Origin of the sequence: Kribbella italica (assembly GCF_014205135.1) — a bacterium.
GTDB lineage: Bacteria > Actinomycetota > Actinomycetes > Propionibacteriales > Kribbellaceae > Kribbella > Kribbella italica.
This window is the reverse complement of the sequence record NZ_JACHMY010000001.1, coordinates 1,003,012-1,018,115: the sequence shown is the minus strand read 5'-3', so window position 1 is coordinate 1,018,115 and position 15,104 is coordinate 1,003,012. Positions and strand designations below refer to the sequence as shown.

At 70.6% G+C, this 15,104-nt stretch carries 18 protein-coding genes; 7 read left to right on the top strand and 11 right to left on the bottom strand.

Translation table 11 applies throughout. The features are described 5' to 3' along the window. Nucleotides 1–18: 18 nt before the first annotated feature. From HDA39_RS04795 to HDA39_RS04785, 3 genes are all read left to right on the top strand, one after another. Entirely contained in the window at nucleotides 19–423 is a 405-nt protein-coding gene (locus HDA39_RS04795) for a YybH family protein (RefSeq protein ID WP_184794024.1), read from the top strand. 33 nt (nucleotides 424–456) lie between these two features. Continuing rightward, nucleotides 457–837, top strand: a complete 381-nt coding sequence (locus HDA39_RS04790; RefSeq protein ID WP_184794023.1) for a VOC family protein — start codon at nucleotides 457–459, stop codon at nucleotides 835–837. 174 nt (nucleotides 838–1,011) lie between these two features. Further along, entirely contained in the window at nucleotides 1,012–1,761 is a 750-nt protein-coding gene (locus HDA39_RS04785; RefSeq protein ID WP_337925630.1) for an enoyl-CoA hydratase-related protein, read from the top strand. Here HDA39_RS04785 and HDA39_RS04780 read toward each other — a convergent pair whose 3' ends face one another. The 7 genes from HDA39_RS04780 to HDA39_RS42110 form a co-directional block, all read right to left on the bottom strand. Continuing rightward, nucleotides 1,762–2,520 carry an SDR family oxidoreductase gene (locus HDA39_RS04780; protein WP_184794021.1) on the bottom strand — a complete coding sequence of 253 codons (759 nt, stop codon included), beginning with the start codon at nucleotides 2,518–2,520 and terminating at the stop codon, nucleotides 1,762–1,764. 40 nt (nucleotides 2,521–2,560) lie between these two features. Beyond that, entirely contained in the window at nucleotides 2,561–3,271 is a 711-nt protein-coding gene (locus tag HDA39_RS04775; RefSeq protein ID WP_184794020.1) for an endonuclease/exonuclease/phosphatase family protein, read from the bottom strand. Beyond that, nucleotides 3,268–4,431, bottom strand: coding sequence for an ROK family glucokinase (locus tag HDA39_RS04770; RefSeq protein ID WP_238355977.1), 1,164 nt, complete (start codon nucleotides 4,429–4,431; stop codon nucleotides 3,268–3,270). Before HDA39_RS04770 ends, HDA39_RS04775 begins: the two co-directional genes overlap by 4 nt. A 421-nt stretch (nucleotides 4,432–4,852) precedes the next feature. Beyond that, nucleotides 4,853–5,812 (bottom strand): ROK family glucokinase, encoded by a 960-nt coding sequence (locus HDA39_RS04765; protein WP_184794019.1) that lies wholly within the window; start codon nucleotides 5,810–5,812, stop codon nucleotides 4,853–4,855. Further along, on the bottom strand, nucleotides 5,803–6,483 hold the full coding sequence (locus HDA39_RS04760) for a hypothetical protein (protein ID WP_184794018.1): 681 nt from the start codon (nucleotides 6,481–6,483) through the stop codon (nucleotides 5,803–5,805). The genes HDA39_RS04765 and HDA39_RS04760 overlap by 10 nt, the downstream gene beginning before the upstream one ends. Beyond that, complete coding sequence (locus HDA39_RS04755; protein ID WP_184794017.1) at nucleotides 6,480–7,754, bottom strand: ArsA family ATPase; 1,275 nt, start codon at nucleotides 7,752–7,754, stop codon at nucleotides 6,480–6,482. Before HDA39_RS04755 ends, HDA39_RS04760 begins: the two co-directional genes overlap by 4 nt. A 4-nt stretch (nucleotides 7,755–7,758) precedes the next feature. Beyond that, entirely contained in the window at nucleotides 7,759–8,682 is a 924-nt protein-coding gene (locus HDA39_RS42110) for an SRPBCC family protein (protein WP_238355976.1), read from the bottom strand. A 111-nt stretch (nucleotides 8,683–8,793) separates the two neighbouring features. Here HDA39_RS42110 and HDA39_RS04745 point away from each other — a divergent pair, with 111 nt between their 5' ends. Then, complete coding sequence (locus tag HDA39_RS04745; RefSeq protein ID WP_184794016.1) at nucleotides 8,794–10,584, top strand: AMP-dependent synthetase/ligase; 1,791 nt, start codon at nucleotides 8,794–8,796, stop codon at nucleotides 10,582–10,584. Between the two features lie 3 nt (nucleotides 10,585–10,587). Here the strand turns inward: HDA39_RS04745 and HDA39_RS04740 are convergent, their stop codons facing one another. After that, nucleotides 10,588–11,142, bottom strand: a complete 555-nt coding sequence (locus HDA39_RS04740; RefSeq protein WP_184794015.1) for a cysteine hydrolase family protein — start codon at nucleotides 11,140–11,142, stop codon at nucleotides 10,588–10,590. A gap of 175 nt (nucleotides 11,143–11,317) precedes the next feature. On the opposite strand from HDA39_RS04740, the gene HDA39_RS04735 reads away from it, so the two are divergent. Further along, nucleotides 11,318–11,740, top strand: coding sequence for a VOC family protein (locus tag HDA39_RS04735; protein WP_184794014.1), 423 nt, complete (start codon nucleotides 11,318–11,320; stop codon nucleotides 11,738–11,740). 170 nt (nucleotides 11,741–11,910) lie between these two features. Here HDA39_RS04735 and HDA39_RS04730 read toward each other — a convergent pair whose 3' ends face one another. After that, nucleotides 11,911–12,516 carry a hypothetical protein gene (locus HDA39_RS04730; protein WP_202892872.1) on the bottom strand — a complete coding sequence of 202 codons (606 nt, stop codon included), beginning with the start codon at nucleotides 12,514–12,516 and terminating at the stop codon, nucleotides 11,911–11,913. 33 nt (nucleotides 12,517–12,549) lie between these two features. Further along, the gene (locus HDA39_RS42105) at nucleotides 12,550–13,740 is read right to left on the bottom strand and encodes a sigma-70 family RNA polymerase sigma factor (protein ID WP_184794013.1); all 1,191 of its coding nucleotides are present in this window, start codon (nucleotides 13,738–13,740) and stop codon (nucleotides 12,550–12,552) included. A gap of 93 nt (nucleotides 13,741–13,833) precedes the next feature. On the opposite strand from HDA39_RS42105, the gene HDA39_RS04720 reads away from it, so the two are divergent. Together HDA39_RS04720 and HDA39_RS04715 are read left to right on the top strand one after the other, a co-directional pair. Continuing rightward, nucleotides 13,834–14,193, top strand: coding sequence for a nuclear transport factor 2 family protein (locus tag HDA39_RS04720; RefSeq protein ID WP_184794012.1), 360 nt, complete (start codon nucleotides 13,834–13,836; stop codon nucleotides 14,191–14,193). Continuing rightward, nucleotides 14,183–14,536, top strand: a complete 354-nt coding sequence (locus tag HDA39_RS04715) for a hypothetical protein (protein WP_184794011.1) — start codon at nucleotides 14,183–14,185, stop codon at nucleotides 14,534–14,536. Before HDA39_RS04720 ends, HDA39_RS04715 begins: the two co-directional genes overlap by 11 nt. On the opposite strand, the gene HDA39_RS04710 is transcribed toward HDA39_RS04715, so the two are convergent. Continuing rightward, entirely contained in the window at nucleotides 14,520–15,086 is a 567-nt protein-coding gene (locus tag HDA39_RS04710; RefSeq protein ID WP_184794010.1) for a cysteine hydrolase family protein, read from the bottom strand. The two genes, HDA39_RS04715 and HDA39_RS04710, sit on opposite strands and share 17 nt — an antisense overlap. Nucleotides 15,087–15,104 lie beyond the last annotated feature (18 nt).

Here is a 15,104-nt window from a genome sequence, read left to right as displayed (position 1 = left end):
TCCCGGGAGAGACGGGTTATGAGTTTCGAGGCGTTCCTGCGCCGGTTCGAGGACGCCAACACCGCCTTCGTCAACGGTGACGTCTCGCTCTGGCTGCCGCTGGTGTCGCGCAGCGAGCAGACGTCGATCTTCGGCGGCTTCGGCGGTCAGGAGGTCGGCTGGTCGCAGATCGGTCCGCGGTACGCGTGGGCCTCGGCGCAGTTCGCGCCGAGCGGCGCGAAGGTCGAGTTCGAGTACCTGGACAAGCACGCCGGCTCCGACACGGCGTACACGGTCGCGATCGAGCGGTGCACGGTCCGGTACGTCGACCGGCCGGGTGAGCACGAGCATGTCCTGCGCACGACGATGATCTTCCGTCGCGAGGACGACGAGTGGTTCATCGTGCACCGGCACGGCGACCCGCTCACCGCGCCACCGGCCTAGACCGTACGCCGCGAGCGCGGCAGGGTGTGATTCATGACACTCCGCACGAAGTCCCACTGGTTCGGTGTCGTTCTCGACGCACCGGACGCGCGCGAGCTCGGCCAGTTCTACCAGCGCCTCCTCGGCTGGCAGATCTTCGGCAACGAACCGAACTGGGTCACCCTCGCGCCGTCCAAGGACGCCGGCTACAACTTGGCCTTCCAGACCGAGCCCAACTACCAACGCCCGGTCTGGCCCCCCGCCGAAGGGCAGCCCCAGATGTCGATGCACCTCGACCTGGAGGTCGACGACCTCGACGAGGCCGTCGCCCACGCCGTCGCCTCGGGCGCCGAGCTCGCGGACTTCCAGCCCCAGGACGACGTCCGGGTGATGCTCGACCCGGCCGGTCACCCGTTCTGCCTGTACGTCGACTAGCTCCCGCCCCACTGATCCCTCGTACGACGACTGCTCCCTTGTGCGACGACTGCTCCGGTACATCGCGCCAGTCGTCCCACAGGAGACCAGCGGAGCCCCGCCGGGCCTACGGTCGGGGCGCGGTGTGGGGATGGTTACGGCGCACCGGCAGCTTGGCAGGGCAGGATGGGCCGCATGAGCGAACTGGTGCATCTCGGGTCGGCCGACGGCGTTGCGACGATCACGCTGGACTCGCCGCACAACAAGAACGCGCTGTCGCAGCAGCTGACCGGGGAACTGCTGGAGCGGCTGGCGACGGCCGGTGCGGACGACGCGGTCCGGGTGATCGTGATCCGGTCGGCGCTCGATGTGTTCTGCTCCGGCGCCGACCTGACCGAGGCGACGACGGTCGGCATGGGCGTCGGCGCGCAGCGGATGGTCGACGTCCAGCGGGCGATCGTCGCCAACCCGAAGCCGGTGGTTGCCCGGGTGGCCGGCCCGGTGCGGGCGGGTGGGATCGGGATCGTGGCGGCGGCGGACATCAGCGTGGCGGCGGCCAGTTCGACGTTCGCGCTGACCGAGGTGCGGCTGGGGCTGGCGGCGGCGACGATCTCGCTGACGGTGCTCCCCCGGTTGACCGATCGCGCCGCCTCGCTGACGTTCCTGACCGGCGACGGCTTCGACGGGACCGAGGCCGCGCGGCTCGGGCTGGTCTCGCGGGCGGTGCCGGACGAGGAACTGGACGACGCGGTTGACGGCGTACTGACGTCGCTGCTGAAGGGCGTGCCACAAGGCTTGCGGGAGACGAAGAAGCTGCTCACCCGCGAGCTGCTCGCCGATATCGATGCCCGGGGCAAGGATCTTGCCGAGCTGTCGGCGAGTCTGTTCGGGTCGGAGCCGGCGCGCGAGGCGATGCTCGCGTTCCTCAACCGCCGGAAGAAGTAGCTACGGCTTGAAACCACCGTTGCTGTAGAGCAGCTGGCCGTTCATCCAGCCGCCCCGCTCGGAACAGAGGAAGCTGATCAGGTCCCCGGTGTCCTGCGGAGTGCCGAGGCGACCGAGCGCGGTGGCGTCGGTCCCCGACTGCTTGATCTCCGCCGACATCCAGCCGGTGTCGATCGGACCCGGGTTGACGACGTTCGCGGTCAGCCCGAGGTGCTTGAGCTCTTCGGCGGCGGCCAGAGTGATCCTGTCCAGCGCGCCCTTGCTCGCGCCGTACGGCAGGTTGTGCACGGTGTGATCGCTGGTCAGTGCGACGATCCGGCCGGTGCCGTACGGCGCGTCGAACTGCTCGGCGTACGCCTTGATCAGCAGCCAGATCGCCCGCGCGTTCACCGCGAAGTGCCGGTCGAAGCTCTCGACGGTGGTGTCGAGGATGCTGCTGTCGACGCTCTCGCAGTGCGCCATCACCAGCGCGCGGACGGGTCCGAGCTCGTCGCGCACCGTGCCGATCAGCGCGGCCGGCGCGTCGACGTCCTGCAGATCGGCCTCGACCGCGAGCACCCGCGCGCCGTGCCCTTCCAGTACGGCGGTCGTCTCGGCACGCGCCTCGGCGTCCGGCCCCCACGGCATCCGCGCGTCGTACCCGGTCAGGTAGCTGAAGGCAACGTCCCACCCGCTCGCCGCGAGCGCCTCCGCGATCCCGGCACCGATCCCGACGCGTCGTCCGACTCCGGTCACCAGCGCAACAGGTCTGCTCGTCATCCCCTCATCCTGCCGTCCGCTCAGGCCCGGCGGCCACCTGTTATTCGGTCAGCTCGATCAGCAGCGGCAAGTGGTCGGAGCCCTTCGCGAGGTCGTCGCGAGTGACGCCGTCGATCTCGTCGAGCGGGATCAGGCGGCCGTGGAGCTCCGGCGACAGCAGGGCGCCGTCGATGCGGCGTTCCGGGTTGTCGGAGTGGAAGGTCGGGCCGGCGTCGATACCGAGATCGGTGAGGCCCTCGTCGGCCAAGCGCTTCCAGACCGGGCCGTCGGGTTCCTCGTTGAGGTCGCCGACCAGGAGGTACGGAAGGTTGAAGGAGCGACAGCCCTTCAGCACCTGTTCCAGCTCGTGCTGGCGGCCGCGGATGTGCAGGCCGAGGTGGCAGACGACCAACGCCAGCGGGGTCGAGCCGAGCGTCACGCGCCCGCCGACTCCGCCACCGGGCAGTTGGGTGGCGATCAGCCGGAACCTGCGGCGCAGGAAAGGCCGCCAGACCCGCCAGTGCAGGGGTTCCAGCACTTCGGTGCTTCCAGCAACCAAAATGGCGTTGCGGGCGGCGCCGGCGACGTACGTCATCCCGAACGACGCCGCCATCGCCCGCCGCTTGCGCCGGGTCCCCCACCAGGTCGGCGCCTCCTGCACCAGCGCGACATCAGGAGCACACGCCTGTACGACGCGCGCCAGCGCCTCCCGGTCGTCGCCCCAGCGATGCACGTTGTAGGAGAGCACCCGCAACGACGGGCCCACGCTCATGCCTCGGGGTCGCCCTGCAGCTCGGGGGTCTTGTCGAGTTGCAGCTCGCCCGGCGGAAGCTCCGGCGCGGCCGCGCGCATTCCGGTACGACGACCGGCCGACTTCCGGGCGGCGCGCTCGTGACGCGTCGAGCGACCACTGCGAGCCCCGGCCGTCTTCGCCGTCACCGCGGTCGTCTTCACCCGGACCCGGCGCAGCCAGGTCGCCTCCTCGCGCGCGAGGTCAGCCGCACCGACCATGCCGGCCTCCGGGCCCAGTACGGCGCGGACGATGCGCGCCTCCGGCCGGAACCCGCGCCCGGTCAGCGTCCGCTTGAACGCCTCACGCGCCGGCGCCAGCAGCAGCTCGCCCGCGTCCGACACTCCACCGCCGATCACGAACGTGCCCGGGTCGAGCGCGGCCGCGAGGTTGGCCAGGCCGATGCCCAGCCAGCGGCCGACGTCCTCGAGCAGCTCGACGGCGACCGGGTCGCCGTCCTTGGCCAGCTCGGTCACCATCGGCCCGTTGATCTTGCGCGGGTCGCCCTCGGCCGCCCGCAGCAGGTTGTGCGCGACCGGCGAACCGGACAGCGCCAGCTCGCGGGCCTCTCGCGTCAGCGCGTTCCCCGACGCGTACTGCTCCCAGCACCCGCGGTTGCCGCACTCGCAGCGATGACCGCCCGGCACCACCTGCATGTGCCCGAACTCGCCGGCGATGCCGAACTTGCCGCGCTGCAGCGCGCCGTCGTTCAGGATCGCGCCGCCGATACCGGTCCCGAGCGTCACGCAGACCAGGTGGCTCTCGCCCTGCCCGCCGCCGAACCGCCACTCCGACCAAGCGGCGGCGTTCGCGTCGTTCTCGACGACGACCGGGAGCCCGAGGCGGCGCTCGACCGCGTCGCGCAGCGGTTCGTGCCGCCAGGCCAGGTGCGGCGCGAACAGCACCGACGACCGCGTTCCGTCGACGAACCCGGCCGCGCCGATCCCGACCGCGATCACGTCGTGCCGCGACTCCAGGTCCCGGACGATGTCCGCGATCGCGTCCTCGGTCTCGCGCGGGTCCTTGGTCGGCGTGTCACGCCGCAACCTGTCCAGGATGTTGCCCTCGGGGTCGACCACCCCGGCGGCCACCTTGGTGCCACCGATGTCGATCCCGATCGTCAGCGCCTGTGTCAGAGCCATCGCACGACCCTCCTCGCCGTACCCCCAACAGCCCCCTGGACCACTTCACCGGACACATCCAGCCAACCACGCCCTGCCAACCGCCGCACACCGCACACCGCGGCCTCCTCCGCCCCGCCTGTACGCAGGGCGCGTACGGCGGACGCGCCGTCCCGGCCACGCGGGATGGGGACGAGCGACTCACGGTGACGCGGCACGCGCGCAACCGACTCACGGTGGCGGGGCTCAACCGACTCACCGTGGCCGGGCTCAACCGACCCACCGATGCGCGGCACGGGCGCAACCGACTCACGGTGTGGCGGCACGGGCGCGGAAGACTCGCGGTTCCCGATCGGTGGCCGGCACTTGGTAGCTGTCGGCGGGGTGAGGCGGAACGGCCCGCCGCGCAGCGGGCGGACCGGCGTACCGGCTGCTCGCCGCACTAGCGGTTCTCCACCGGGCGGCGGGCCAGGTCGGCGGCGCCGATGATGCCCGCGTCGTTGCCGAGCTGGGCCATCACGATGCTCGGGTGCGGACGGTTCGCGCGGGCCGGCAGGTTCTTCTCGAACGCGACCTGCGCCGAGTTCAGCAGCAGGTCCTTGGCCGCGCTCACGCCGCCGCCGATCACGATCGTGCTCGGGTCGAACAGCGTCGCGAAGCTCGCGAGTCCCTCCCCCAGCCAGCGGCCGAGGTCGTCGAGCAGCTCGACCGCGCACGGGTCGCCGCCCGCGGCGGCCTCGGTGATCATCGGCCCGGTCAGCTCGGCGGGGTCGGTGATGCCGATGACGCTCATCAGCTGCGCCGCCGCCAGCGAACCGGACTCCGCCTGCGCACGCCCCTCACGCACCAGCGCGCGCCCGGAGGCGTACTGCTCCAAGCACCCGCGCGCGCCACAACCACACCGATGACCACCCGGTACGACGCGCATGTGGCCGAGCTCGGCCGCGACGCCGTGCGCACCGCGCAGCAGCTCACCGCCGATGACGACCCCGCCGCCGATGCCGGTCCCGACGGTCACGCAGACCATGTGCTCGACGTCCTTGGCCGCGCCGAACGCGAACTCGCCCCACGCCGCGGCGTTGGCGTCGTTCTCGACGACGACCGGAACCTTCAGTACGTCGGCCACCCGCTTCCCCAGCGGCTCGTCGCGCCAGGCCAGGTTGGGTGCGAACAGCACGGTCGCCCGGTCCGACGACACGAACCCGGCCGCGCCGATCCCGACCGCCTCGACGTCGTGCCCCGCGATCAGCTCCGCGGCCGCGTCGCAGATCGCCTGCGCGGTCTCGTCGACCGATCCCGCCGGGGTGTCACGGTGCGCACGCGCCCCGATCGTCCCGTCGCGGCCGACCACGCCCGCCGCGATCTTCGTACCGCCGACGTCGATGCCGATGGTCAGTCCCATGGTTCGGGGTCCTCACTCACGTCGATCCGGTCCACCCGCGACCGAGCTGGTCTTTCCGTGTCCTGCTCCCCAGCGGCCCGCGACTCTGCGTCCACCTTCGCCTGCCGCGCCGCCTCGGCCGCGGCCTCCACCAAACCCCGCACAGCCCCCAGCACCCCCGCCGCCGCCGTGGACAGCTGCTCGATGGTCTCGGGACTGGTCTGCCGCACCTTGCCAATCAACTGACACACAGGACACCACTGACAGTTGGCCCCGTGCTCGTGATCGGCCCCAGCCCCAGACCGATCAGCCCCCGCACTCCCACGCTCTTCTCCGGCCGCAGCGGCCCCAGCCCCCGCGGCCTCACCGGCCGCATCCGCGCTAGTGGCATAGGCCCCCTCCGCGGCAAAGCCGCTGGAGGCCGAGCGCCCGCGGCCGCCCCGCTCACCACCTGCCGAGCGCACCCGGCCGCCCCGCTCGCCACCTGCTGTGTCGTCGGCCTCGGCACCCCCACGCTCTTCCCCGGCCGCAGCGGCCTCAGCCCGCGCGGCCTCGCCGGCCGCATCCGCGCCGGCCTCAGCCCGCGTGGCGGCGGGGTCGGCAAAATCCGCGGCACCAGCAGCCCGCAGTACGGCGAACAGCTTGGCCGCCTCCTCGGCGACGGACCCCACGGGCTCCTTCGGCGGTGTCATCGAGTGCCCTCCGGGATCGGCGTCTCGTCGAGCTCCATCTGTTCGCGGAACTCCTCGGCGAGGTCCGGCTCGAGGACCGGCCGCGGCAGCGGATCGCGCGGCGCGAACCGCACCTGCAGCTTCCCGTCGTCCAGCCGGGCCCCGGCGACGACCCCGCGAGCCAGTGCCGCCGGCAACGGAATCACCCGACGGTACGACCCGACGGTGATGATCAGCTCGTCCCCGTGCCGCGCGAGCTCGAGATCGGCGGCCGATGCCAGCGGCAACGGCAACGTCAGGATGTACGTCCGCCCGTCGGTGTCGATGTGCCGGTCCACCAGCAGCGAGGTCTCGTCGGAGGCCCGCGCGAACGGATCGTCCCCGCCGTACATCTCGACGGCGAACGCAGCGAGCTCCTCGACCCCGACCGGCTCGCAGGCCCGGTACGGCGACTCCCAGATCGGCAGCGGACTGAACGAGTCCTGGACGTCCTCGAGGATCCCCCGCTGCGCGGCGACCCACTGCCGCCGCCAGTTGTCGGCCCCGGCCGCCGGGAACACCCGGTTCGCCACGATCCCGTCCACGCGGTACCCGTACAAGGAAAGCGTCGTCATCGACCGACGAGCCTCGGCGACCACCACGGCCTCCGGCGTCAGCACCAGCCGCACCGACGCATCCGGCCCGGCCAGCAACGCCCGGATGTCCGCGAGGTCCTTCTGTAACCGCCGTAGCGCATCGAAGACAGTGTCGTCCGGCATCGGCAACCCCGACGCCTTGCCGAGCAACGGCCGGAACGACCGCAGCACCTTGCGCTCGGCGTTGATGATCCGGTCCATGTACCAGCTCAGGGCCTCCGGCAGCGCGAGCAGCCGCAGCGTCTCCGCCGTCGGCGCGCAGTCGACCACGACGACGTCCCAGCGCCCGGACCGCACGTGATCGCGGACCTCGAGCAGCGCGAGCACCTCTTCGGCGCCCGGCAGCACGGTCAGTTCCTCGGCCTCCATCGGGTCGACCCCGACGACGTGCAGCACCGACCGTAGGTAGGCCTGGATGTCACCCCAGGACCGCTCGAACCGCCGCTGCGCGTCGATCTGCTGCACGAACAGCAGGTCGTCGATCTCGGTCGGCTCGCCGCCGACCTCGGAGTCGAAGGCGTCCGACAGCGAGTGCGCGGCGTCGGTCGACAGCACCAGCGTGCGGAGGCCCCGCAAGGCGGCCAGCGTGGCGGTGCCGGCCGCGGACGTGGTCTTGCCCACGCCACCTTTACCTGTGTACAGCAGAACGCGTGTCACGGAATCAGGACTCGACGCGCTTCTTCAGCCCCTTGAGGGCCGTGTCGATGATGACTTTCTCCGCCTTGCGCTTGAGCATTCCGATCATCGGGATGGCCACGTCGACCGCCAGCCGGTAGGTCACCTCGGTCCCCTCGGCACCGAGGTCGCGCAGCACGTACGCGCCGTCCATGCCCTTGACCATCTTGGCCTGCACCAGCGACCAGGTCACCTCGTTGCGGGACCAGACGTAGTCCAGCGTGTACTCGTCGGAGATCGCCCCGGCATCCACCTTGAACCGGACCTGTTTGGGCCGGCCGGCCTCGTCGGTCGACAGCACCTGCGTCTCCCGCATCGAGTCCGCCCACTCCGGGTAGGCCTCGAAGTCCGCGATCACCGCCATGATCGCCTTCGGGGTCGCGTTCACGACGATGGTCGAGGTGGTCTGCTCTGCCATCGATTCACCTCTCCGCTGCCGGGACGGTCGCCGGTCCGCGTGCAGGTTGTTCTGCGGCACGGCCGGGTGCGGGGCACCGGTGCCCCTCCCGGAGACTATCGCGGGTTCCCAGCCGGACCTGCGCTCGCCCGCGGCGCGGCCCGTTTCGACTTCGTCCTTGAACCGCCAGATCCGCTCCCGGTACCGCGCGACGTACGACTCCTGCAGCCGCCGCAACCGCCGTACGCCGGTACGCCGTACGGGGTCGGCCCGCAGATACCAGTGCACGACGACACCGTCGCGGACCTCCTCCAGCCACCACTCCGCCGTACCGACCGCGGCACCGGTGACGGCCCAGCGGACGCCCTCCACCCCACGTCGCTCGGACGGGGTCAGGACGAGTTCGGGCCACCATTCACGCCACAGGGTGTCCGAACCGAGCCGCTGCGCCACGTAGGCTGGATCCGCGACGACCAGGTCGTCGCAGCTGATGTCCAGCTTCGTGACGTGCATGCATCTGTCCTTGGTTCCTTGGGTCACACTGACCTGGCTACTTGTGGGTAAGTGACTGTAACGTGCGCCGAAGCCGACATCCTGCCTGACATCTCGACCGAGGAGACGCGGATGCGTGAGTACACCGTCCCTGCTGTGATCGACGCCCCGACCACTGGCGGGCTGGCCGATCCGGTCTGGGCGAACGCATCGTCGCACCCGGACACCGCGGTGTTCAGCAAGCGGGTCGAGGGCGGCTGGCTCGACATCACCGCCGCGCAGTTCGCCGACCAGGTCGCGGGCGTGGCCAAGGGCCTGATCGCGGCCGGCGTGAAGCACGGCGACCGGGTCGCCCTGCTGAGCGCGACGCGGTACGAGTGGACGCTGATCGACTACGCGATCTGGAGCATCGGCGCCGCGACCGTGCCGATCTACGAGACCTCCTCGACCTCGCAGGTCCAGTGGATCCTGACCGACTCCGAGGCCGTCGTCGCCGTCGTCGAGAACGCCGCGCACGGCGCCGTCGTCGAGTCCGCCCGCGCGGAGGCTCCCGCACTGCAGGAGATCTGGCAGATCGAGTCCGGCGCGGTCGACGAGCTGACCGTGCTCGGCCAGCAGATCAGCGACGCGGAGCTCGACAAGCGCCGTACGGCGGTCGTGCCGGGCGACCTGGCCACGCTGATCTACACCTCGGGTACGACGGGCCGGCCGAAGGGCTGCCACGTCACCCACGCGAACTTCATGGACGAGCTCGGGTCGGCGACGAAGATCCTGCCGGACCTGTTCCGGCTCGAGGGCGCGTCGACGCTGCTGTTCCTGCCGCTGGCGCACGTGTTCGCCCGGATCATCCAGGTCGGCTGCGTGATGATGCGGGTCAAGGTCGGCCACACCGCCGACGTGAAGAACCTGGTCGCGGACCTCGGCGAGTTCAGGCCGACGTTCATCCTCAGCGTGCCGCGGGTGTTCGAGAAGGTGTTCAACACCGCCAGCCAGACCGCGCACGCGGCCGGCAAGGGCAAGATCTTCGACGCCGCCGCGGCGACCGCGATCGCGTACTCGCAGGCGCTCGACCAGGGCGGCCCGGGGATCGGTCTGAAGGCCAAGCACGCGCTGTTCGACAAGCTGGTCTACGGCAAGCTGCGCGGCGTACTCGGCGGGCAGGTCGACTACGCCGTCTCCGGCGGCGCGCCGCTGGGCGACCGGCTCGGCCATTTCTTCCGTGGCATCGGAGTCCCGGTGCTGGAGGGCTACGGCCTGACCGAGACCACCGCCGCCGTCTCGGTGAACCTGCCGAACGACATCCGGATCGGCACCGTCGGGCGCCCGCTGCCCGGTGTGACGGTCGGGGTCGCCGAGGACGGCGAGCTGTGCTTCAAGGGTGGCCAGGTGATGGTCGGCTACTGGAAGAACGACGAGGCGACCGCGGCCGCGATCGACGCCGATGGCTGGTTCCACACCGGTGACCTCGGCGAGTTCGACGACGACGGCTTCATCCGGATCACCGGCCGCAAGAAGGAGATCCTGGTGACGGCCGGCGGCAAAAACGTCGCCCCCGCTGTGCTGGAGGACCGGATCCGCCTGCACCCGCTGGTCAGCCAGTGCATGGTCGTCGGCGACGGCAAGCCGTTCATCGCCGCGTTGATCACGATCGACACCGAGACGATCGGCAACTGGGCGTCGAAGCACGGCAAGCCGACCGACCTCGAGACCTTGTGCACGGACAAGGACCTGATCGCGGAGATCCAGACCGCGGTCGACGACGCCAACACGGCGGTGTCCAAGGCCGAGGGCATCAAGAAGTTCACCATCCTGCCGACCGACTGGACGCAGGAGAACGGCGAGCTGTCCCTCAAGCTGTCGCTGCGCCGCCACATCGTGATGAAGAAGCACGAGGCCGACGTGGAATCCCTGTACAGCAAGTAGTTCTCAGCTGCTGAAGTCGGCTTCGGCAGTGGTGGTCGTGCCGGCGGTGCGGCCCGGGGCCTGGTGGTTGTCCCAGTACAGGTTGGTGTGGGCGATGACCAGGTCCGGCGTGGGCGCGCCCCACTCGGACAGGTCTTCCGTGGTGTGGGCGTCGGCGACGAGAGTGGCGTCGTAGCCGCGGGCGATGGCTCCGTGCAGGGTGGAGCGGATGCACTCATCGGTCTGCGCGCCCGAGACGAACAGGCGGCCGATGCCGCGCTCGGCGAGGACGGGCTCCAGGTCGGTGGCCTCGAAGGAGTCCGGGTACTGCTTGTGGACGACGGACTCGCCCTCGGCGCGGGCCAGCTCCGCGACGTACTGCCACTCGGCGGTGCCGCGCTTCAGGTTGTCGCTGCTGTGCTGGACCCAGACGACCTCGACGCCGGCCGTGCGGGCCTTGTCGACCAGCGCCGCGATGTTGGCGACCACGGACTCACGGTCGTGGGTGCCGTCCATCACGCCGTTCTGCACGTCGATGACGAGCAGCGCGGTGTTCGGTCGATCGGTCAGCGTGGTCATGGGCCCTCCCGGAGCGCTGTTCGAAGCCTGATCCCGCGATCGTAGATCCCGTCGCCGACAGTTTGTGTCTGTCCCGAAAGTTCTTCGGGAAAGTGCTCATTGGGTGAGCACTTATCCGGCGCAGGATGGTCTCATCGCGGTGGACACGCCACCGCGGAGACTCAGGGAGAACCCGATGTTCCGAGGATTCGCCACCATCAGCTTCTACGCCGACGACCTGGCCGCGGCCCGGGACTGGTACACCGAACTGCTCGGCCAGGAGATCGACTTCGCCTTCCCGGCCGCGCCGGCGCCGCCGGCATACATCGAGTTCCGGATCGGTGACGACGGCGACGAGCTGGGCTTCATCGACCGCAAGTACGCGCCGCCCGGCGCCGGCAACGCACCCGGCGGCGCGGTGATGCACTGGCACGTCGACGATCTGCAGGCGACGTTCGACAAGCTGCTGGCGATGGGCGCCCAGGAGTACCTGCCCATCACGTCGCACTCCGGCAGCGACTTCACCACGGCCTCGGTCGTCGATCCGTTCGGCAACGTGCTGGGCATCATGCACAACCCGCACTACCTGGAGATCATCGAAGCCCGCCAGGCGCGCTGAGTCGTCGCCCACGTTCCAGTAGCTGGGGAAGCCGAGGTCGCCGGAGCAACCGGACCGGGCGCCCGTGGCCACCACTGATCGGCCCACCTCGTCCGGCGGGGCGCCCGCTCAGGGCCGCGCGTCGGTGATCCTCGCCGTCCTACGCGGGGCGGCGTGGCGGGTGGGGTTGATCAGTGGTGGGCGTCGGCCGGGAGGCTGAAGGCCGCCGCGATCTGCTCCGCCGTCTGGTGCGCGGTGAGGTGGGTGTTGTCGATCCGGAGGTGGTCGTACTTCTCGATCAGGTCCTCGGCCTTCGTGCGCGGGCCGCCGGTGTTGAGGGTGTGCTTGGCGTCCATCTCCAGCAGGTTGGTCTGTGAGAACTCGAGGTCGCGCTTGCTGGCCTTGCGTTCGAGCCGGAACGGCGTGCTGTTGCGCGCGATCCGCTCGGACTGCTCGGCGTAGAGCTCGACCAGCCGGGAGCGGCCGCCGTGGGACTCGCCGATCTCGAGGTACGACGCGACCAGGTCGGCGTCGCCGGGATTGTCGAGGCCCCACACGAAGGTGAACACCAGGCCGGGCAGGTCCGAGGCCGCGGCCTCCTCGATGACGAGGCGGCGGAACTCCGAGACCAGGCGGGTGAACGGCGGCGAGCCGAACGGGAAGATCTCCAGCACCGGTTCGATGATCGCGTGGTTGTGGAACAGCTTGTAGCCGGTGAGTTCGCACAGAGCGTGCCCTACGGCCATTTTTCCGACGGCTGAGGGTCCGAAGATGATCACCAGGTCCACACCGGACATCGTGCCAGTCCGTACGCCGTTGGTACGAAGTGTTTAGGTCAGCACCTTCTCCAGCGCGGGCTCGAGGAACCGGGTGATCCGGCTGATCCGTTCGCCGTCGATCGTGAGGACGAACCGGCCCGCGTACCAAGGGTCCCGGCCCTCGACGAGGAAGTAGCAGATGAGGCCCGGCTGGTGGTTGCACCCGCTCGCGTCCAGCCGCAGCTGCGCATCACGGCGGCCGTCCGCGTTGGCGCTCGCCCGGAGGAACGCCGCGATCGCCACGGCGCCCTGGTACTCGTGCGGCGCCGGCGGCATCGCCAGCCAGGCGTCGTCGGTGAGCAGACTCGTCACCGCCTCGATGTCATCGGCAACAAACGCCGCCGCGAACCGCCGAGCGACCGCCCACTCACGCTCGCTGTCAACGGGCACGTTTCCCGCCCGCTCCCGCGCGCCGTAGACCGGCACATCGCCGGCGCGCTCGCCCGCGCCGTCACCCGGCACACCGCCTACCCGCGCCCCCGCGCCGTCACCTGGCACACCGCTCGCTCGCTCCCCCGCGACCGGCACACCGACCACCCACTGCCCCGCGCCGTCACCCGGCACACCGCCCGCTCGCTCCCCCGCGCCGTCAACCGGCGCGCGGCCCGCCCGTTCCCCCTCGCGGTCAGCAGCTCTGCGGGAGCGTGGTTGCTTCATCGCGGCGCGGGCGCGTTGCAGGGCGCCCTTGGCGGCCGTCGGGGTGGTGTCCATCTGGTCGGCGACTTCGGCGATCGTGAAGCCGAGGACATCGACCAGCACTAGCGTCGCCGTCTGGCGGGGTGGGACGCGTTGCAGTGCGGTGACGAAGGCGAGCTCGATGGTCTCCCGGCGTACGGCGTGGTCCTCGAGCCAGGTGTCGGGGTACGGCTGCAGCCAGGTGATGTCGCCGCGCCGGGTCGGCTCCGGTGGGTCGAACGGCGGGAGCGGCTCGGTCGGCGGGCGGCGCTTGCCGTCGCGGATCGCGTTCAGGCAGCGGTTGGTGGCGATCCGGTAGAGCCAGGTGCGCAGCGACGACCGGCCGGCGAATCCGTCCAGCCCGGTCCACGCCGCGAGCAGGATCTCCTGCAGTAGGTCGTCGGCGTCGGTGACCGAGCCGAGCATCCGGTAGCAGTGCAGGTGCAACTCGCGGACGTGCGGCGCGGTGAGCTCCTGGAACGCGCGCTCGTCCCCACCCTGCGCACGCTCCAGCAACGGACTCGTCATCGCCCCATCGTGTCAGTCAGCGTGGACAGTTCCGATCGTGGTCCGAGCGGTGTCTACCCATTCATCAGCCGTTCGACCGGAAGGATCCACCCGATGACCGCACTCGACATCGCCCTCGCCTACCACCGCGCCTGGACCGGCCACGATTTCGAGGCCGCGATGCAGTACGTCGCCGACGACATCGTCTGCCTCGCCCCGGCCGGACCGATCGAGGGCGCCGAGGGGTTCCGTGAGTTCATGGAGCCGTTCTCGAAGATCCTGCTCGAGGCCGCCCTCGTCGCGTCGTACGGCGACGAGTCGACCGCGCTGCTGATGTACGACACCCGCACGGTCCCGGTCGCCAGCGCGCCCGGCGCGGAACTGCTCACGGTCGAGGACGGTCGCATCACCCACCTGCGCATCATCTTCGACCGGCTCCCCTTCGCCGAAGCCCGGGCCGCCGATGCACCCTGATCGCCGCCAGGGCCAGGAACTCCTCGACGAGCTCGCCGCCGCGTACGACGACGTACCGGACGTCGATCGCTCGCTCATGTTCGGCAGCGAGGCGTTGCGGGTCGCGCCCGACAGCGGGGCGAGATCGTCCAAGGTGTTCGCGTTCGTGGGTCGCGAGGGAGAGCTGATTCTCAAGCTCCCCGCGCCCCGCGTCGCCGAACTACTGGCAGCCGGCGAGGCAGAGCCCGTACACATCGGCCGCAACCAAACCCGCGAGTGGGCCGCTGTGCCCTACCCGACCGACCCCACTCGATGGGGTGACCTCTTGGCCGAGGCGCACACCTTCGTCAGCCGCGGCGGCTGAAGGTCACCGTCTTCGCATGCGGGACGATCCCGGCGCCGTCGCCGAGCGCCCACTCGGCGACGCGGGACACGACGGCGGCCGGGATCGCCTCACCGAGCCCGGGCGTCCCCGGTACGCCGGTCGTGCCGTGCGCGTCGTGCGGCAGCACCACCCGGTACCCGCGATCGAGCGCCGTCCGGGCAGTCGCGCTCACACACATCTCCGACATCAGCCCACAGACCACCAGCGACTTCACCTCCGCCGCGGTCAGCAGCTCCTCCAGCGAGGTCTCCCGGAACGCGTCGTCGTACTCCTTGCGGATCACCGTCTCGCCGGCCACCGGCGCGAAGTGCAACTCCCACCCCGGAGTCCCCGGCGCGTCCACTTGCCCTTCCTCACCGTCGTTCTGGACGTGGACGACCAGCGCCCCCGCCTCCCGCGCCGCGTCGAGCAGCACTGCGACCTGCTCGGCCAGCGGCCGCGCGTCCGGTACGGCGTGGTCGCCCTGGACGTGCCCGACCTGGACGTCGATGATCAGCAGCCCGTCGACAGGCTTCCCGCGCTCAGACATGGGTGGATCATCGACGAG